Source organism: candidate division KSB1 bacterium (assembly GCA_034521575.1).
Classification (GTDB): domain Bacteria; phylum Zhuqueibacterota; class Zhuqueibacteria; order Residuimicrobiales; family Krinioviventaceae; genus JAXHMJ01.
The window spans coordinates 437,354-454,417 of the sequence record JAXHMJ010000005.1; the positions used below are offsets into that span (position 1 = coordinate 437,354).

The following is a 17,064-nucleotide window of genomic DNA, read 5'->3' on the forward strand; positions in this document are numbered from 1 at the left end:
AAGGAGATGTATTATGAAACGCGCTTTTTTATTACTGGCAGTGGGCATTTTCAGCATCGCATTGGTGTCTTCATGCGGGGGCAGCAAAGGTTCGGGCGGCCCTCAGGCTTTTGAAGATCCGTTCCAGGATCTGATCAATGAGGCCAATGCCATCATCGATGCCGGCGGTGTTGCCGCAGTCGGACAGGGCACCTCGGCCCGTCAGGATCTGGCAAAACAAAAAGCCACTACAGACGCACGCGGCGGTCTTGCCGAAATCTTTAATGCCAAAGTTCAGCGTATGAACAAATCATTCCAGGAGGAAATCGGCAGCGCTGATGATTCCGAGATCAACGAGGCATTCACAACCGTAACCAAAACTCTGAGCAGTCAAGTGCTTGCCGGCGCTGTGGTCAAAAAAGCAAAATACTACAAAACCGAAAGCGCTCAGTTTACCTGTGGTGCTCTGGTTGCCATCGAACCCAACAAAGTCAACATGTCCATTCTGGATGAACTGCAGAACAAGGACAAGAAACTGTACGAACGTTTCAGGGCTTCGCAGGCGTACGATGAGCTCAAACAGGAAATGTCTGATTACGAAGAACAACAAGGTTACTAGGATCAAAAGGCGGGACATGTCCCGCCTTTTTTTTCTGCATTTCAATGAGAATCACAATCTATTAACAGTCTATATGTTTGTTTCAATGCAGGCCTGCAAGCTGCATTTTAATTGCACAAAGACATCAGCGGAGTTGACTATGAAAGCGTTACGACTTTTAGTTTTTATGCTCCTGTTAACAGTTCCCTGCCGGTTTTTATCCGCCCAGGACGATTTTAAAAAGTGGCTGGAAAAGGATCAGCAGGCCTATGAAAATTATCTCGAGGAACAGGACCGCGCATTTATGGACTTTTTGAAAAAAGACTGGGAAGCTTTTCAGGCATTTCAGGGAATTGAACCCGACAAAGCGCCGAAACCCAAAACCATGCCCGTTGCTCCGGATAAAGCCCCGCAGGAACACTCTACCGATGAGACCGTCAGCGTCCCCCCCTTATCGGTGCAATCTGCTGAAAAAGCGCCGCAGCCCAACGCCCGCGCAGCGGTTCAAAACAAGCCCAAGATCCAGTTTCCGTTTTACGATGCGTACTGTTCCGTCAATTTTGCATCCCTGCCGGACTGGACACCGTCAACCCCTATCACTAACACCGGTATCGCAGAAGCCTGGCGCACTTTGGCAAGTCACCCGCATTCAACAACCCTGAGGCAGCTGAAATATATCGCAAACCAGATGAAGCTGAACGACTGGGGTCACATGCTGCTCTATCACGCGTTCAGTGAAAAAACCGCTCCCTATAACATCAACAAACAGCTTGTACTGGACTGGTTTCTGTTGAACAAAAGCGGCTATGATATTAAACTGGCTTTTCAGGATAATTCAATTCTGCTTCTGGTACCCTCCACTCAGGTTATTTATGAAGCGCCGTATGTGATGGTGGACGGACAAAAATTTTACTTTTTCGGATTTGAAAACAAGCTGAACAAACGCAAACGCATCTACACCTACCGCGGGCAGTACACCGGCAATGAAAAGCAATTTGATCTGTCTCTAACAGCACTCCCGCGTGTGACACGCAAAAATCAAGTCAGAAACCTAAAGTTCAACTATAAAGGCGAGACTGTTAATCTCAATATCAAATATTCAAGAAATGCTGTTGATTTTCTCTCGGATTATCCGCAAACCGAGCTGGAATTATTTTTCAGATCAAATCCATCCACATCGTTTCAGCGATCTCTGATTCAGGCGCTGCGCCCGTATGTTGAAAACAAGACCAAAGTCGAAGCGGTCAATTTTTTGCTACGTCTGGCACAAACCGCTTTCCATTACAGAACGGATGATCAGCAGTTTGGATTTGAAAAGTACATGCTGCCGGAAGAAACACTGCACTATCCCAGTTCAGATTGCGAAGACCGGTCCATCCTGTTTGCGTTTCTGGTACGCCGACTTGTCAGGACCGACGTTGTACTCCTGGATTATCCCGGACATGTGGCAACTGCTGTGTATTTGGGTGAGCCTGCATTTGGGAACACTGTAACCTACAGGGGCAAACGATTCGTGATCTGCGATCCGACGTATATCAACGCGTCTCCGGGAACAGCCATGCCGCAGTTTGCCTCGGTTCGGCCGAACGTGATTGAATATTGAGACGCATCAACATAAAGCCGATCAGGGGACTGCTGCTGGGCGCCCTGCTGATCGGCCTGACCGGATGTTCCGGGAAAGACACAGAGCCGCCTGCATCCGGGGCGCCCGCTTCCGAAGCCCTAATCGACAGCGCTGTCTTCCGGACAGCCGCAGACAGCCTGCCCGACTGGGCAAATCATGTCCAACGCAAATCCGGATATCTTTACATGATCGGAACAGGGCGTTCTTCCAGTCCCGAAATAGCCCAAAAAAAAGCCGTGCTGAACGCCCGGGTTCAACTTGCCGAGCAACAATTTCCGGGATTCCCCCCGGACTCGTTACACAAAGAGGTTTTAGGTGTCATACGGGCTGTGCATAGAGAGCAGTGCAACGATGTATGGGACGTAAAAGTGCTGCTCGAATCTCCCCTTTCCCTCCAAACCGAACCCCGACAATCCTCAACCCGGGATGCAGGCAGATCAGGGTTTACAAAACAAAAACTGATTCTGCATCATGGAACGCCGATCGTGTAACAGCTCGAGCCCGGATGTCCCGGCGGTATATATAAATTCCTCAGATGTCATGGTAAACAGCGAAGGTCCCAGCAAGCCACGGCACGCACTCCAGAAATTATCCGGCGCAGATGTGATTAACAGAAAGCCGCCGGATACAAGCACCCGGTTCAGACTCTGAAATAATGTATAAATATCCGGTACATACTCGCAAACACCGATACATGAAACAAAAGAAAACGATGCATGCTGAAAAGGCAGACGTACAGCATCGGCGCACAGCAGACGATTGTCCCGACGGCTGCGCAGTTTTTTCAGCATCGATTTGGACGCATCCAGACAGATGGTCTCTTTAGAAACGGGCAGCACGTCCAAAGTGTGTCCCAGGCCGGTACCGACATCCAGCATCAGACCTTTGTCCGGATCAGCAGCCAAAATTAGTTCCCGCAGATTCTGTTTTTCCCGCACAAGAATCCGGGATACAAAGGGCAGTGTCCGGTTTGAATAAAAAATAGATTTAACGGCCCAAAGATCCATACTCTATCCTGTTAGTCCTAGCCATGCCAATATACAGAATTTTCCGGTTTAAAATCAAATAAAAACACAGGTCAATCGTCTGCAATCCGGTATCAAATGTGTTCAATATCCATCATTCTATTGGCCCTAAAAACGATATTTGTTCACAATTTATACACATTTCACGCAATTCATTTATAAATATTATTTATCGGTATTCCACCGCATTTATTAAACACGGTATACTACTGTTTATTTTGAACTTGTATTAGTGTCATATTTTCAAGCGATACTTGGCATAGTTTCTGCAAAGACCGGATAGGAACAGGAAAAGGAAAAGGATATAGCATGGCAAAGCAACTACAATCATATCGAAGCATTATCGGTGACAAGGCTGTAGAAACCATACTGGATAAAAGCCGACATCTGTCCGGTAAACGTATACTGCACGTCAATTCCACCCGCAGCGGAGGCGGTGTAGCAGAAATTTTACAGCAACTCGTAGCCTTGATGCAGAGTCTGGGTATTGACGCGGAATGGCGGATTTTAGCGGGAAAAGAACCGTTTTTCAAAGTAACCAAAAAAATACACAACAGTCTGCAGGGTCAGGCCGGGACCTTGTCGGACTGGGAAAAAGAAATATATCACCAAACCAACAGCTATTATGCGGATTTTTCTCCGATTAATCATGATATTGTGATCATCCACGATCCGCAGCCTTTACCGCAGGTTCATCTGCATGAAAAAACACAGCCCTGGATCTGGCGCTGTCACATCGATCTAACCCGGCCGAATCCCGATTTCTGGGAGCATCTGCGGCCGTTTGTCGCAGAATACGACCGGATGATCGTCTCTACTCCGGAATACCGCAAAGCTGACGTCGATGTTGAACAGCATGTATTCCAGCCTGCCATTGATCCGCTCTCCGATAAAAATCGTGAACTTTCTGGCCGGCAAATCACCAGTCTTTTTCAAAAATATCAAATTCCGCGCGACAAACCATTGATCACTCAGGTGTCCCGGTTTGATCCCTGGAAAGATCCCCGGGGTGTACTCGAGGTCTATAAAAAAGTAAAAGCAACATGCGATGCGCGCATGCTGTTCTGTTTCAATTCAGCAGATGATGATCCGGAAGGTGTCCGGGTCTACGAGGAAATGTGTCATCTGGCTGCGGATGAGATTGCAAGCGGTGATGTCTTGTTCGTACGCGGAGATGATCCTCTGCTGGTGAATGCGCTGCAGCGCGAATCATCCGTGATCCTGCAAAAATCAAAACGCGAGGGATTCGGCCTGACCGTATCAGAGGCCATGTGGAAAGGCACACCGGTGGTGGCATCCCGGGTCGGCGGTATCCCCTTGCAGATCAAAGACGGGGTATCCGGTTATCTGGTGGGTCCACAGGATATTGACGCGGCCGCCAATCGGGTGACGACTCTTCTTTCCCATCCAAAAAAAGCCGGGATCATCGGCAGAAACGCCAAAGAACGGGTCAGGGAGCATTTTCTGATCACGCGGCTGCTCTCCGACTACATCGATCTGTTCACCGAGGTTCTGGAAAGCAAACAGTATCAGCCAACCGGAACCAGAGCGACGGCTTTAGCTGGAATGGTCATTAATGCCCTGTAATCGCCGGTCATTACAGGGTGATTTTGATAAAAATGATGTGAGATGAAATCCCGCTGTACACGCATCCCCTTCCCGCAGGTATCTTTTGCCCCATACCTCAAGAAATCACATATCACAGACTTGGAAATAAAGACCCTTTTTCTTATCTTGTTTACAATTTAAATCTTGTTAGCTAAAAGGATAGTAAAATGCTGTGCAAACTCCAGTCATGCAACATCCCGGTTTTATTACTTTTATTGATCGCGACGGTAATGACGTGCGATTCACACAAAGAGCCGCAAATTCTTGAGCAGATTGATGTGGACAAAGTATGGGCCGGACATCCGGTCGGTTTCTGTTTATTGACCCGAAATGATCATCAATTTGTGGCTTATTATGATGCCAACCGGCAAATGACGGTAGCAGCGCGCGGACTCGGGGATTCAATCTGGCACTACAAGCATCTCCCCTCAACTCTGGGCTGGGACTCGCATAATTATGTAACCCTGGCAATCGACCGCGACAGTTGTCTTCACGTCAGCGGCAATATGCACAATGATAGTCTGGTCTATTTCCGCAGTCAAAATCCGCTCGATGTTGCAACACTGGACCCTATACACAGGATGACAGGTGACGCCGAAACCAGGGTTACGTATCCCCGATTCATGCACGACGCGCAGGGCAACCTGCTGTTCATGTACCGCAACGGCGGCAGCGGCAACGGGGAACGCCTGGTCCATCGATACAGCGAGAGCACGCGCAGACTGGAACGGCTGCTGGACACCCCCCTGCTGGACGGCCGGGCGCACAGCATGAACGCTTACCCGGCGCCTCCGGTCAACGGGCCGGATGGATATTTTCATCTTGTTTGGATGTGGCGCAACAATCCGGATGCGCGTTCCAATCATGATATCTCGTATATGCGCAGCCGCGATTTTGTACACTGGGAGACAGCTGCCGGCAAACCGGTGTCCCTGCCTGTAATGCCTGATGATAAAGAGGTGATTGTGGATCCGGTGCCGCCGAATCAGGGTTTGATCAACATGGGACATAAAGTCAGTTTTGATCCGGATGGGCGGCCGGTGGTCATTTATCATAAATATGATGAGAACGGTTACAGTCAAATATTCCTCGCCCGCTGGAAGAATAAAAAATGGAATATCCGCGCGCTCAGTCCCTGGATGACCCGCTGGTCTTTCCGGGGCACGGGCGCCATTGAATGTGAAATAAAAGCCGGCCCGCTGGTTATGCTGACGGACGGCAGACTGGTCCAATCCTGGACTCACTCGATTCAGGGCAGCGGAACCTGGGAACTGGATCCGGAGACCCTGGAGGTCAGAGGCTCTGTGGATCTGCCGCCGAGGTATCCGGTTCATCTGCAGAAACCGGAATCCGATATTGAAGGAATGACGGTTCGCTGGTGCAAAGACAGCGGCGATCAACCGTCCGACAATGCAGATTATGTAATGCGCTGGGAGACCCTGCCGGTCAATCGGGATCAGCCCGCAAACAGATCATTTCCGGAAAATTCCAGACTGCGGGTCTACCAATTAAAAAATACGGCACAACGTTAAACAAACCCGGCATTCCAGATGCTTTTTTCAAATCAGAAAAAATCATAATAAAACCGACACCGAGGAAAAGAACAATGAACGCAATTCGATCCCCCTTTGTTATGCGTTTAATCCTTGCTGCAGTTCTGACGGGTGGTGCTGCGGAAACGGGCTCTGTGAGCGGCCGCATAACGGAGCGTACCAGCGGAGCAGGCCTGAGCAATGTCAATATTATCCTCGCCAATACCGGCCGGGGCTCTGCATCGAATCATAACGGATATTATACGATTCATATTGAACGTATTGAACTGGTCAAAGGAGCCACGAATGAAACCGGACAAAAAAATTGCACTTCTTTTTCTCGTTCTATTGATCCCGGTTGGACTGGCGACCAAAGCATACACAGGTCCTCTCGGCCAATGGGTAAACCATTCACTGGGCGGCATTATTTATGTGATCTTTTGGTCATTGTTTCTTTACCTGTTGTATTCAAAAGGGCATCCTCTGATCATTGCGGGAATCATTTTCCTGATCACATGTATCCTGGAGTTTGCACAGCTATGGCATCCGGCCTGGCTTGAGCAACTGAGACAGAGTTTTTTGGGCCGGGCCATGCTGGGCACGTCTTTCTCGTGGCTGGATTATGTGCATTACCTGATTGGATTTGTCATCTCTGCCGGTTTGATGACAGTTCTCAAACAGGTCAGGCAGAAACATTCCGAATAATAATCGCCACACCGTTGTTTGAAAAAGGGAGAAATACGGAATGAAAGCCGTGGGCTATCGTCAGTCATTACCAATCCGTGAGAACGAGTCACTCATAGATACAGAATTATCCGGTCCCTGGGGAAAGAGACCTGTTGGTTCGGGTCAGGGCCATCGCTGTCAATCCCATTGATACCAAAATCAGAAAACGGCATGAACCACCGAATCCTGAGTGAACTGGCGGATCTGGTTGACAGCAGAGTCATCAAAAGCACGTTTCAGGATCATTTTGGCGTCATCAATGCGGAAAATCTCAAACGCGCTCATGAACGCATCGAAAGCAGCACCTCTATCGGAAACATTATTCTGGAACATTTTTAATTTTTTCATTGATTAAAGCCACAGCTCCTGTTATATTGTATACACAACAAAATAAAAAGAACAGCCCCATTCAGAGAGGGAGTTTCATATGGCACTCAAGAGAAGAGCTTTTTTAAAACAGTTCGGCGTATTAACCGCAGCATCCGTTTCACTTTTATCCGGATGTTCGCGGCGGAAAAAACCAAATATCGTATTTGTCATGGCAGACGACCTCGGCTGGAGCCAGGTGGGATGCTACGGAAGCCAGTACTATGAAACACCCAACATGAACCGACTGGCCGCACAGGGCATGAAATTTACCGATGCCTATGCGGCGGCGCCGGTCTGCTCCCCTACCCGCGCCAGCATTATGACCGGCAAGTATCCGGCGCGTCTGCATTTAACCGATTTTATCTCCGGCAATCCGGATCCACAGAACAGCACACTGCTGCAACCCGACTGGACAAAGTACCTCGCACTCGATGAATTCACCATGGGTGAAGCTATGAAGCAGGCGGGCTACCAGACCGCCTTGTTCGGCAAATGGCATCTGAGTAAGGAAAAGCTTCCGCCGGAAAGCGAATCACACAATCCGGACAAACAGGGTTTTGATCAGTCATTTGTCACCTATAAACCGGTACCCCGTATGGCCAAAGCATGGCAGACACCGGAAAATGATGCGCATAATGTGCAAAAAATAACAGACAAATCTCTCAAATTTATCGAGGCAAACAAAGATCAGCCGTTTTTTCTGTTTGTGTCACACAATTCGGTTCATACCCCAATCGTGGAAAAACAAAGCCTGATTGAAAAATACAAATCCAAACCGGGGTCGGACTTGCCGGAAAACAATCCGGTGCTCGGCGCCATGATCGAAACGCTGGATAACAGTGTGGGCCGGATTATGGAAAAACTGCAGGACCTGGATCTGGCGGATGATACAGTTTTTATTTTTTATTCCGACAACGGCGGACTGGAGCGGGCAGCCGATCAGGAGCCGCTGCGTGCCGGAAAAGCCGCGCTTTATGAGGGCGGCATTCGGGTGCCGCTGATCGTAAAATGGCCGGGACAGATCAGGCCGGGCTCAACATGCAAAACTCCGGTGATAAGCATTGATTTTTACCCGACCTTTGCAGAGATAGCCGGACGTGACATCACGGACCAGACCAGGGACGGAATTAGTTTGATTCCGTTATTAACAGAGACCGGAGCAATCAAGAGAGATGCTCTTTACTGGCATTATCCCCACTATCACACATCAGGTGTGGCGCCTTCCGGTGCAATACGCAGGGGCAAATACAAACTGATCGAGTGGTTTGAACACAGTATCGACGGAATCCATCAACCCGGAGCGGTTGAATTGTATGATCTGGAACAGGATATCAGCGAAGACCATAATCTGGCTGCGGAGAATCCTGAGCGGGTGTCAAAACTCCACAAAAAACTCAAAACGTGGCGAACCGCTGTCGGAGCGCAGGATATGAAAAAAAGGGGACAATAGACATTTTTATGCTTTCCTTAGAACCATATAAACCTATGGATTGTCAGCGCTATATCTGTAGTGGTAACGCTATTCCTAATGCACAAGCATCATTTTACGTGTACGCTGAAAATCGGGAGTGCGTAACCGTATAAAATAGACACCGCTGTGTACATTTTGCCCGGTCTCATCCGTGCCGTCCCATACAGCAGAATGGTAACCCGCAGCTACTTTGCTATCCAAAAGTCTGCGTACGCGCTTACCATTTATATTAATGACATCGATCCGGACTTTACACTCCACAGGAAGCTGATACGCTATCCGGGTTGACGGATTAAACGGATTCGGATAGTTTTGCGACAATGCATAGGCACTCGGAATGAGCTGTTGACCGACCACATGCACCGGCCCATAGTAAGAACTGGTTCCGGTGATAGAGACCTCTTTAATTTTGTAATAATAATCACGCTCTTCTATTCTCCGGTCTGTTAAATAATAACGACAGGGGTTGAGGCTATGATCGTTACATAACTTTATTTTGCAGTTCATCAATGGTCAGCGGCGCCGAACCCTCGTAATGATTGTTCACATTGACATACAGAGTCTGCCCGGCCAGTTCAAATTTTTTTATAATGCCCGCCATCTGCTCCAGCTCGTTATCCCTGCGGTTAACACGCTGGTTCCAGACTTTGCCGGTTTGCTGTTCAATGCCTTTGCGGTCCGGGCCGTGCAGACGAAAGACAAACGGCCGGGTGTCCGCGATAAAATTCTGATAAATAATCTGAAACATTTTCCCCGGAATATAGAATCCCGGCCCAGGATCGGTATTTCCAGCTGCAGGTGCCGATGCGCAAATAGCCGGGTATCTTTTCTGATAAAATCATAAAAGAATTCAGCTACTGACTATTCATAAAGTTGTGCTTTTCATTCAACCCCGCGTATCTTTTCCATAAACTGCACGCGCAGGTACTGGTCGGTTTCGCCGCTTTCGGAAAAACTCAACCGGCCTTTAAAATCATCAATGGATTTTATATTTTTATCAGCCATCCACTGTTCGATCTCTTTTTTCATGGACCCGATCATGGAAAGGCCCTTGTTATAAAACAGAGAAGCCACCTGAACCGCGGATGCGCCGGCCAGTATCAGCTTGACAACATCACTGCCGGTTTTAACGCCCGTGGTGGCCGAAAAATCGCAATTGACCTGTCCGGAAAGAATAGCGGTCCAGCGCAGGATGCGCCGCATTTCATCCGCAGAACTGAAACTGAATGTGGTTTTCAGTTTCATGGATTTGATATCAATATCCGTCTGGGTGAACCGGTTGAACAAAACCAGTCCGTCCGCCCCGCGCTTGACCAGATTCGCGGCAAAATTCGGCAGTGAAGAAAAATTGCTTCCGATCTTTAACGCCACCGGGATATCAACGCTTTTTTTGACCTGTTCAAGGATATCAAAATAAAGAGCTTCCAGTTGTTCAGGTGACAGATCCGCTTTTGTGGCGGTTTTGAATACATTTAATTCAAGTGCGTGGGCGCCCGCATCCTGCACCTTTTTCGCAAATTGCGGCCACCATTTGTCAGAGACACAGTTGATGCTGGCAATCACCGGAATTTTAACGCTGTCCCTGGCCTCGCGGATAATATGACAGTATTCTTCCGGACCGTATTGCATTTCCAGCTCGGATCGTAAATAATCGATGGCTTCGGTATGATATCCGGCGCTGGCGGCGATTCCATAATCTTCTTGGGCCAATACCTCTTCGAACATACTCTTAATCACTACGGCCCCGGCTCCCGCCTCTTCACATTCCCTGATCTTTTCAACTGATTTCGTCAGGCCGCTGCTGGCTACAATGATCGGATTATCCAGCTTTAAATGCAAATATTGCGTCTGTAAACTCGGCATTCCGCACTCCTTGTATTTTTCATAAATTTTTAAAATATGAACATTTTATGCATGAAATGCAAGATATAATAGCCTGAAAGCACGGTTTATCAAAACACACGGTTCACCTGCCTTTTATCAAACCTTGCAATACTGGCAATAATTCCCTACATTTGCAGAAAATAAACAGTCATTCGAGGAGCAACCGCAATGAAATTCCTGGTCATCCGATTCAGTTCCATCGGAGACATCCTGCTCACCACGCCGCTGCTTCGCAGTTTGCGACAGACGTATCCCCGGGCGGACATCGGATTCGCCATCAAGGAACAGTTTGCTCCCCTTTTGCAACACAATCCGCATATCAACCGGATGCACACGCTAAAATCCGGGGGAACATTCAAGAATCTGAAATCCTTAAAGTCGGAAATTCGCTCCCATGACTATGACGTGGTCATAGACATTCACAATAACCTGCGCAGCCGTTATACAAGAGCCGGGCTGGGTGTAAAGCATTACAAATATAAAAAATACAAGTGGAAACGCTTCTGGCTGGTGCATACACGTCTGAACTTTTACCGCCGGATCATTCCGGTGCATCTGCGCTATATTCAGAGCATTGCGGATTTTGGTGTCAAAGACGACGGACAGGGGCTGGAACTGTCGATTCCGGAAAGCATGCAACACCAAATGAACGCGCGATTGACCGCCCGGGGATTTGATCAGACGCGTCTGACCGTAGGCGTTGCCGCCGGAGCGGGATTCCCGACCAAGCGCTGGCCGGCGGATCGGTTTACCGCCGTCTGTCAGCAGCTGCAGGCGAAACACAAGGCACAGATCCTGCTGTTTGGCGACAAAAACGACCGCAGCCTCACTCAACGGATACAGGAGGGGCTGCAGGAGGATGTGTGGGATCTGGCCGGGTACTGCACGCTGACGGAAACAGCCGCGGCCATGCGTAACTGTGATCTTTTGCTCTGCAATGATACGGGACTGATGCATATGGCCACGGCCCTGTGCGTTAAAGTCGCGGCCATATTCGGCTGCACAACCCGGGAACTCGGTTTTTTCCCGATAAACGGCCGGATCATCGAACATCCCGGTCTCGCCTGTCGTCCCTGTACGCATATGGGGCGCCGGCACTGTCCCAAAGGTCATTTCCGATGTATGCTGGATCTGAGTGTCAATGATGTCTATCAGGCGGCGGCCGCACAGTTAAAAGCAACCTGACCCGATTTTTGAACCCTACCCCCGGCGCATCTGTTCTTTTAACTGGCGTTTCAACATTTCACGAGCCCTGAATATACGCACCTTGACTGTTCCCAGCGGCACATTTAGCATCTCGGCAATTTCTTCATAAGATTTGTCTTTGGTATGACGCAGCAAAATGGCCTCGCGGTATTTCTCGGGCAAGGAATTGATAGCGGTCTCGATCTGATTTTCTTTCTCCCTGGAGATCATTTCGGATTCCGGCCCCTGATCGGACGCCGCAAAATCGCGTTTCAAATCACCGTCTTTGGATTTTATCGGGGTATCCAGAGAATAGGTACTCAACCGTTTTTTGCGAAAATGATCAATACAGTTATTGGATGCAATCTTGTACAGCCAGGTGGTAAAGGCATAATTAGAGTTGAACGAGGCCAGGGCACGAAACGCTTTTATAAAGGTTTCCTGCGTCAAATCCTGAGCCTGCGCATCATCCTTAACCATTCGATAGATAAAATGGTATATTTGTCTGCGGTAGCGATTCACAATTTCCGTAAAAGCCTGTTGATCATCCTGCAGAGCGCGTTCAATGAGTTGAGAAATATCCGTCGACATAGTGCTTTCACATGTTTATTATAATTTTCAACAACTTACATGTTCTAAAGAAAATAATCAAGGAAAAGTTGTTGCAAATAAACGTTCGAAATTGTAATTTGGTGTTGGTAAACGGAAAAGGAAAACATGATTTACGGCATCGGCATCGACAGCGTTGATCTTGAGCGGTTCGAGCGTATTACCCAAAAATGGGGTAAAAAATTTACCGCTCGTATTTTAACCCCTCTGGAACTGGAGTATTGTTATCAGCACCGGATAAAAACCGCGTCTATTGCCGTCCGGTTCGCTGCCAAAGAAGCCTTTTACAAATGCCTGCCGCCTGATGAACAAAAAGACGCCGGCTGGCATGCAGCCGAAATCCTCAATGATGAAACGGGACGTCCCCGGCTGGTTCCCAAAGGCAGGCTGGCTGAAACTTTAAAAGACCGCAGTATACACATCAGTCTTTCCCACAGCGCAAGCAATGCTGTTGCCATTGTAATTATTGAATAGAGAGGGTATTATGAAAACGATCGCCACTGCAAAAGAAATGGCTGCGATGGACCAAACAGCCATTAAAGACTGCAAGATCCCCGGGGTCCTGTTGATGGAAAACGCAGGCCGCGGCATCACAGACAGCGCACGGCGCATGCTGAACGGTCTGAAAGGAAAGACCCTTGCAGTGTTTTGCGGACCAGGTAATAACGGCGGCGATGGCTTTGTAGTCGCCCGGCATTGCCTGAATCACGGCGCCCGGGTTCATGCTGTACGCCGCGGTTCCCGAGGAAAAAATAAAGGGGGACGCGCGCACCAATCTGGATATTTTGAAAAACATGCATCCGGTGCAGTTTCTTAACCGCGCCCCGGACTCGCTGCCGCGCGCCGATCTGGTGGTGGATGCATTATTGGGCACCGGTGTCAAGGGCGCGCTGCGCGGCTTGATTGCCGAGTGTGCAGATGTGATCAACTCGGCCGGATATCCGGTATTATCGGTCGATATCCCCACCGGAGTCAACACAGATACAGGCATTGTAAAAGGACCGGCGGTCCGGGCGGATGTCACGGCGACCATGGCGCTGCTGAAACGCGGTCTTTTGTTCTCACCGGGCCGGGAACACGCCGGGCGCACGGACATCATAGACATCAGCATGCCGGCGCAGGTGATCCGGGAGCGGGATACCGGTGTGTATCAATACGATCGCGCGGATATCCGCGCTCTGCTGCCGGTGCGCTCCAAAGATACATATAAAAACAAATGCGGCACCGTCGCGGTCATCGCCGGTTCCACCGGCCTGACCGGAGCAGCGGTGATGAGCAGCTTTTCAACCCTGCGCGCCGGTGCCGGTATGACATTTCTGATCGCACCGGCCCGGATCAACGCGATTCTCGAATCGCAATTGCCCGAAGTGATCACACTGCCCATGGATGATGCGAGATTGGGTTATCTGCATGCCGGCTGCGCCGCCGAGCTGATGACGGAAATCAAAGACAAAGATGTACTGGCAGTAGGGCCGGGACTGGGACAGCACAAGGAAACAGCCAAACTGGTGCACCAAATACTCCAGGAACAGGATAAACCGCTCATTCTGGATGCAGACGGCTTGAACGTCTGTGCGGGTCATACGGAAAAACTCAAAAACTATCAAGGTGATCTGGTGATCACCCCGCATCCCGGTGAACTCTCCCGTCTGCTCAATACACCGGTACCCGACCTGATCCGGGATCGAATCGCAACCGCCCGTGATACCGCGGCAAAATTTCAGTGTACGGTTGTACTCAAGGGCGCACCCACTGTGACCGCCACAGCTGAAGGACATGTTTTCATCAATCCCACCGGCAATGCGGGCATGGCAACCGCAGGAAGCGGAGATGTTCTGACCGGTATCATCAGCGGTCTGTCGGCGCAGGGGCTTGCGCCAGCGACAGCAGCAGCTCTTGGCGTTTACCTGCACGGTTTGGCAGGTGATCTGGCCGCACAGCAAACCGGCAGCGCCGGAATGACGGCATGCGATATTATGAATAACGTGGCATTGGCCATCAAACAGGAAACCGAAACCCGATGAAACAACTTTTTTCTCGCTGGACTCTTCCGGCATGGTTATGGGGAATGTTCATTCTGGTTATGACCTCTTACCCCAAGGTGAAAATTCCTCAAGCCGGCTTTATGCCGATGGATAAAATTCTGCATGCGGGCGTGTATTTTGTTTTTGCAGTTCTGGTCAGCCGGGCCCTGACCCGTTACCGGAAAGAAGAACTCAAACAGCACATGATTGTATCGACCCTGATCACAGTCGGCTTTGCTCTATTTGATGAAATCCATCAAATATTTATACCCGGCCGATTCGGCGATATCGCCGACGCAGCGGCAGATATTGTCGGCATAATCGCCGCTCAAATTGTGTTTGTAAAAATAATACAACCACTCGTCAAACCGGAATAAAAAATGTTTTTTTGACAGGAAGCTGATATGAAACAATTAACAGGCATCATGTTGGTCATAATTTTTTCCACTGGATTTGCACAAACACCGGCATGGTTTGAGGAACCCACGCCGCCCCGTCTGTTTTTAGGAGGCGATGCGGGACTGTTCCGAATTTCACACTCTGATTTTAAAGAGTTTTACACAGACCGCTGGGGGCCAAGCTATAGTGCGACAGCCGGAGTTCGGGTGTATTCGTACTATTATGCAACATTTTCTTTTGGTCAATTTAATAAAGACGGCAAGCCAAATGTGTATCCAACCTACACCGAAGAACCTGCTGAACCGCATTGGCGGGAAAACTGGTACAAAATCGGTGTACAAATGCATCCCCTGCGTCAGGAAAAATGGGGATCGTTTTACGGATTTGGATTTGCCCTCTACCACATTGACGAAAAAGACCCCGTGCGCATTTATTCCAGTGACCGGGGTCAGGGATTTTACATGGATATCGGAGCTGATTATAAAGTCCATGAAACAGCAACCCTGTATCTGAAAATCAGCATTTCATCCGGCGGAGAGCGGGATCGAAGCGGATTTGAATCCCGCAGCATCGGCGGCTATCGATTTGCACTCGGTCTTTCCGTCTGGCCATTCTAACCGGAAAAGGAGACTCATGTTTCGCATACTCTCATGGAACGTCAACGGTATTCGCGCTGCGACGCGCAAAGGATTTAACGAGTTTCTCAAGCAATATCAACCGGATCTGCTCGGCATTCAGGAAACCAAAGCCACATGGGAACAGGCGGAACCGCATTTATCTGATGATCACGGCTACCATCTGGAATGGAATGCGGCGCAACGCAAAGGCTACAGCGGTGTGGCCACCTTTGCCAAACCCAAACCTCTCTCCACCGAACACGGACTCGGATTTGAGCAATTTGACAATGAGGGCCGGGTGATCCTTTCGGAATTTCCCGAATTTACTTTTTTGAATATTTATTTCCCGAACGGACAGCGTGATAAAGCCAGGCTTGATTATAAACTCGATTTTTATGAAACAACGCTCGATCTCTGTTCCGCCATGCGCAAAGAGGGGCACAGACTGATTATCGGAGGAGATTTTAATACCGCGCATACAGAGATCGACCTGAAAAACCCCAAAGGCAATCAGGATACATCGGGATTTCTGCCGGTGGAACGAGAATGGATTGACCGCTACCTAAAAGCAGGATTTGTCGATGTGTTCAGACAACAGCATCCGGATGAACCGGATCATTACACATGGTGGACCTATCGTTTTAACGCGCGCGCACGCAATATCGGCTGGCGTATTGATTATTTTCTGGTGAGCGAGGACCTGGCAGGCCGGGTCAAACAGGCTGAGATTCATACAGACGTCCCCGGTTCGGATCACTGTCCGATTTCACTGACACTGGACGTTTAAAACCCGGATCATATCCCGTTTTTTTAAATTTCATGCAGAAAATTCTTGCGTCACATTTAAAAATATATTATATTATAAAGCTTTACATGAAAGATATGCCGAAGTGGTGAAACTGGCAGACGCGCACGGTTCAGGGCCGTGTGAGCATTGTGCTCGTGTGGGTTCGAATCCCACCTTCGGCACACAACCCGGTTGTTTCAAACCGGGTTTTTTTATGCCCCGACCCGATCAAGGTATCAGGCCAAAGACCGCCGTTCGCTGTCAATGACCACAAACGGCACCTGTAAACGTATACCATTGGCATCAACCGAATCATTTAACCGGGATTCTATACTGCTGAATATCTCTTCCCGCCGGTTTTCAGGTATGAACGCCTTTTAGCTGTCGAGAAAAGCCAGTCTAATAAAAAATGATAGAAAAAGGCGTCCGCACTCACAAATTGATATTCGAATGCATCATGCACCACCCCCGTTACATTCAGATACTGTTTTTCCATTTCATCGATCCACTCTTGAACCGGTTTGTGTTTTTCATGAATATGTTCATGCATCTGTTTCAGTTCGTTCAAGAGCTGAGCGTCACGCAGAACCGATTCCATGACCGAGTAAAACTCAATCATGATCGGTT

Annotated in this window: 21 protein-coding genes, 1 tRNA gene and 1 pseudogene; 17 read left to right on the forward strand and 6 right to left on the reverse strand. The window is 49.0% G+C overall.

What is annotated here, in order from left to right; all coding sequences use genetic code 11:
• Positions 1–13 precede the first annotated feature (13 nt).
• From U5R06_14725 to U5R06_14735, 3 genes are all read left to right on the forward strand, one after another.
• A complete protein-coding gene (locus tag U5R06_14725; protein MDZ7724020.1) occupies positions 14–598 on the forward strand; it encodes a hypothetical protein in 585 nt (194 codons plus the stop codon).
• A 139-nt stretch (positions 599–737) separates the two neighbouring features.
• Positions 738–2,180 (forward strand): hypothetical protein, encoded by a 1,443-nt coding sequence (locus U5R06_14730; GenBank protein ID MDZ7724021.1) that lies wholly within the window; start codon positions 738–740, stop codon positions 2,178–2,180.
• Positions 2,177–2,692, forward strand: coding sequence for a hypothetical protein (locus tag U5R06_14735; protein MDZ7724022.1), 516 nt, complete (start codon positions 2,177–2,179; stop codon positions 2,690–2,692). Before U5R06_14730 ends, U5R06_14735 begins: the two co-directional genes overlap by 4 nt.
• Here U5R06_14735 and U5R06_14740 read toward each other — a convergent pair.
• Positions 2,639–3,208, reverse strand: coding sequence for a class I SAM-dependent methyltransferase (locus U5R06_14740; protein MDZ7724023.1), 570 nt, complete (start codon positions 3,206–3,208; stop codon positions 2,639–2,641). The genes U5R06_14735 and U5R06_14740 overlap by 54 nt on opposite strands.
• Before the next feature lie 327 nt (positions 3,209–3,535).
• On the opposite strand from U5R06_14740, the gene U5R06_14745 reads away from it, so the two are divergent.
• The 6 genes and pseudogenes from U5R06_14745 (at position 3,536) to U5R06_14770 (ending at position 8,911) form a co-directional block, all read left to right on the forward strand.
• Entirely contained in the window at positions 3,536–4,813 is a 1,278-nt protein-coding gene (locus U5R06_14745; protein MDZ7724024.1) for a glycosyltransferase, read from the forward strand.
• A gap of 188 nt (positions 4,814–5,001) precedes the next feature.
• A complete protein-coding gene (locus U5R06_14750; GenBank protein ID MDZ7724025.1) occupies positions 5,002–6,366 on the forward strand; it encodes a BNR repeat-containing protein in 1,365 nt (454 codons plus the stop codon).
• Positions 6,367–6,672: 306 nt separating this feature from the next.
• Positions 6,673–7,071, forward strand: a complete 399-nt coding sequence (locus U5R06_14755) for a DUF2809 domain-containing protein (protein ID MDZ7724026.1) — start codon at positions 6,673–6,675, stop codon at positions 7,069–7,071.
• A 40-nt stretch (positions 7,072–7,111) separates the two neighbouring features.
• Positions 7,112–7,271, forward strand: a pseudogene (locus U5R06_14760) (zinc-binding alcohol dehydrogenase family protein).
• Positions 7,264–7,431, forward strand: coding sequence for a hypothetical protein (locus tag U5R06_14765; GenBank protein ID MDZ7724027.1), 168 nt, complete (start codon positions 7,264–7,266; stop codon positions 7,429–7,431). Before U5R06_14760 ends, U5R06_14765 begins: the two are co-directional and overlap by 8 nt.
• An 88-nt stretch (positions 7,432–7,519) precedes the next feature.
• Entirely contained in the window at positions 7,520–8,911 is a 1,392-nt protein-coding gene (locus U5R06_14770; protein ID MDZ7724028.1) for a sulfatase, read from the forward strand.
• A gap of 75 nt (positions 8,912–8,986) precedes the next feature.
• Here the strand turns inward: U5R06_14770 and U5R06_14775 are convergent, their stop codons facing one another.
• The 3 genes from U5R06_14775 to U5R06_14785 all read right to left on the reverse strand — a co-directional run bounded on the left by U5R06_14775 (position 8,987) and on the right by U5R06_14785 (position 10,795).
• The gene (locus tag U5R06_14775) at positions 8,987–9,439 is read right to left on the reverse strand and encodes a T9SS type A sorting domain-containing protein (GenBank protein ID MDZ7724029.1); all 453 of its coding nucleotides are present in this window, start codon (positions 9,437–9,439) and stop codon (positions 8,987–8,989) included.
• Positions 9,414–9,680, reverse strand: coding sequence for a DUF72 domain-containing protein (locus U5R06_14780; protein ID MDZ7724030.1), 267 nt, complete (start codon positions 9,678–9,680; stop codon positions 9,414–9,416). Before U5R06_14780 ends, U5R06_14775 begins: the two co-directional genes overlap by 26 nt.
• Positions 9,681–9,814: 134 nt before the next feature.
• Positions 9,815–10,795 carry a dihydroorotate dehydrogenase-like protein gene (locus U5R06_14785; GenBank protein ID MDZ7724031.1) on the reverse strand — a complete coding sequence of 327 codons (981 nt, stop codon included), beginning with the start codon at positions 10,793–10,795 and terminating at the stop codon, positions 9,815–9,817.
• Between the two features lie 189 nt (positions 10,796–10,984).
• On the opposite strand from U5R06_14785, the gene U5R06_14790 reads away from it, so the two are divergent.
• A complete protein-coding gene (locus U5R06_14790) occupies positions 10,985–12,001 on the forward strand; it encodes a glycosyltransferase family 9 protein (GenBank protein ID MDZ7724032.1) in 1,017 nt (338 codons plus the stop codon).
• Between the two features lie 15 nt (positions 12,002–12,016).
• Here U5R06_14790 and U5R06_14795 read toward each other — a convergent pair whose 3' ends face one another.
• Entirely contained in the window at positions 12,017–12,592 is a 576-nt protein-coding gene (locus tag U5R06_14795) for a sigma-70 family RNA polymerase sigma factor (protein MDZ7724033.1), read from the reverse strand.
• 126 nt (positions 12,593–12,718) lie between these two features.
• Here U5R06_14795 and acpS point away from each other — a divergent pair, with 126 nt between their 5' ends.
• From acpS to U5R06_14830, 7 genes are all read left to right on the forward strand, one after another.
• Positions 12,719–13,084 carry a holo-ACP synthase gene (gene acpS / locus U5R06_14800; GenBank protein ID MDZ7724034.1) on the forward strand — a complete coding sequence of 122 codons (366 nt, stop codon included), beginning with the start codon at positions 12,719–12,721 and terminating at the stop codon, positions 13,082–13,084.
• Between the two features lie 10 nt (positions 13,085–13,094).
• Positions 13,095–13,427 carry an NAD(P)H-hydrate epimerase gene (locus U5R06_14805; protein MDZ7724035.1) on the forward strand — a complete coding sequence of 111 codons (333 nt, stop codon included), beginning with the start codon at positions 13,095–13,097 and terminating at the stop codon, positions 13,425–13,427.
• The gene (locus tag U5R06_14810) at positions 13,333–14,634 is read left to right on the forward strand and encodes an NAD(P)H-hydrate dehydratase (protein ID MDZ7724036.1); all 1,302 of its coding nucleotides are present in this window, start codon (positions 13,333–13,335) and stop codon (positions 14,632–14,634) included. Before U5R06_14805 ends, U5R06_14810 begins: the two co-directional genes overlap by 95 nt.
• Entirely contained in the window at positions 14,631–15,011 is a 381-nt protein-coding gene (locus U5R06_14815) for a VanZ family protein (protein MDZ7724037.1), read from the forward strand. Before U5R06_14810 ends, U5R06_14815 begins: the two co-directional genes overlap by 4 nt.
• 27 nt (positions 15,012–15,038) lie before the next feature.
• On the forward strand, positions 15,039–15,650 hold the full coding sequence (locus tag U5R06_14820) for a hypothetical protein (protein ID MDZ7724038.1): 612 nt from the start codon (positions 15,039–15,041) through the stop codon (positions 15,648–15,650).
• 16 nt (positions 15,651–15,666) lie between these two features.
• Complete coding sequence (locus U5R06_14825) at positions 15,667–16,437, forward strand: exodeoxyribonuclease III (GenBank protein MDZ7724039.1); 771 nt, start codon at positions 15,667–15,669, stop codon at positions 16,435–16,437.
• 97 nt (positions 16,438–16,534) lie between these two features.
• Positions 16,535–16,619, forward strand: a tRNA-Leu gene (locus U5R06_14830).
• 146 nt (positions 16,620–16,765) lie between these two features.
• Here U5R06_14830 and U5R06_14835 read toward each other — a convergent pair.
• Positions 16,766–17,056, reverse strand: coding sequence for a hypothetical protein (locus U5R06_14835; protein ID MDZ7724040.1), 291 nt, complete (start codon positions 17,054–17,056; stop codon positions 16,766–16,768).
• Between the last annotated feature and the right edge of the window lie 8 nt (positions 17,057–17,064).

Coding starts and splice junctions, on each gene's coding strand:
- U5R06_14725 (MDZ7724020.1), top strand. CDS start 14: ATGAAACGCGCTTTTTTATTACTGGCAGTGGGCATTTTCAGCATCGCA.
- U5R06_14730 (MDZ7724021.1), top strand. CDS start 738: ATGAAAGCGTTACGACTTTTAGTTTTTATGCTCCTGTTAACAGTTCCC.
- U5R06_14740 (MDZ7724023.1), bottom strand. CDS start 3,208: ATGGATCTTTGGGCCGTTAAATCTATTTTTTATTCAAACCGGACACTG.
- U5R06_14745 (MDZ7724024.1), top strand. CDS start 3,536: ATGGCAAAGCAACTACAATCATATCGAAGCATTATCGGTGACAAGGCT.
- U5R06_14750 (MDZ7724025.1), top strand. CDS start 5,002: ATGCTGTGCAAACTCCAGTCATGCAACATCCCGGTTTTATTACTTTTA.
- U5R06_14755 (MDZ7724026.1), top strand. CDS start 6,673: ATGAAACCGGACAAAAAAATTGCACTTCTTTTTCTCGTTCTATTGATC.
- U5R06_14765 (MDZ7724027.1), top strand. CDS start 7,264: ATGAACCACCGAATCCTGAGTGAACTGGCGGATCTGGTTGACAGCAGA.
- U5R06_14770 (MDZ7724028.1), top strand. CDS start 7,520: ATGGCACTCAAGAGAAGAGCTTTTTTAAAACAGTTCGGCGTATTAACC.
- U5R06_14775 (MDZ7724029.1), bottom strand. CDS start 9,439: ATGAACTGCAAAATAAAGTTATGTAACGATCATAGCCTCAACCCCTGT.
- U5R06_14780 (MDZ7724030.1), bottom strand. CDS start 9,680: ATGTTTCAGATTATTTATCAGAATTTTATCGCGGACACCCGGCCGTTT.
- U5R06_14785 (MDZ7724031.1), bottom strand. CDS start 10,795: ATGCCGAGTTTACAGACGCAATATTTGCATTTAAAGCTGGATAATCCG.
- U5R06_14790 (MDZ7724032.1), top strand. CDS start 10,985: ATGAAATTCCTGGTCATCCGATTCAGTTCCATCGGAGACATCCTGCTC.
- U5R06_14795 (MDZ7724033.1), bottom strand. CDS start 12,592: ATGTCGACGGATATTTCTCAACTCATTGAACGCGCTCTGCAGGATGAT.
- acpS (MDZ7724034.1), top strand. CDS start 12,719: ATGATTTACGGCATCGGCATCGACAGCGTTGATCTTGAGCGGTTCGAG.
- U5R06_14805 (MDZ7724035.1), top strand. CDS start 13,095: ATGAAAACGATCGCCACTGCAAAAGAAATGGCTGCGATGGACCAAACA.
- U5R06_14810 (MDZ7724036.1), top strand. CDS start 13,333: ATGCTGTACGCCGCGGTTCCCGAGGAAAAAATAAAGGGGGACGCGCGC.
- U5R06_14815 (MDZ7724037.1), top strand. CDS start 14,631: ATGAAACAACTTTTTTCTCGCTGGACTCTTCCGGCATGGTTATGGGGA.
- U5R06_14820 (MDZ7724038.1), top strand. CDS start 15,039: ATGAAACAATTAACAGGCATCATGTTGGTCATAATTTTTTCCACTGGA.
- U5R06_14825 (MDZ7724039.1), top strand. CDS start 15,667: ATGTTTCGCATACTCTCATGGAACGTCAACGGTATTCGCGCTGCGACG.
- U5R06_14835 (MDZ7724040.1), bottom strand. CDS start 17,056: ATGATTGAGTTTTACTCGGTCATGGAATCGGTTCTGCGTGACGCTCAG.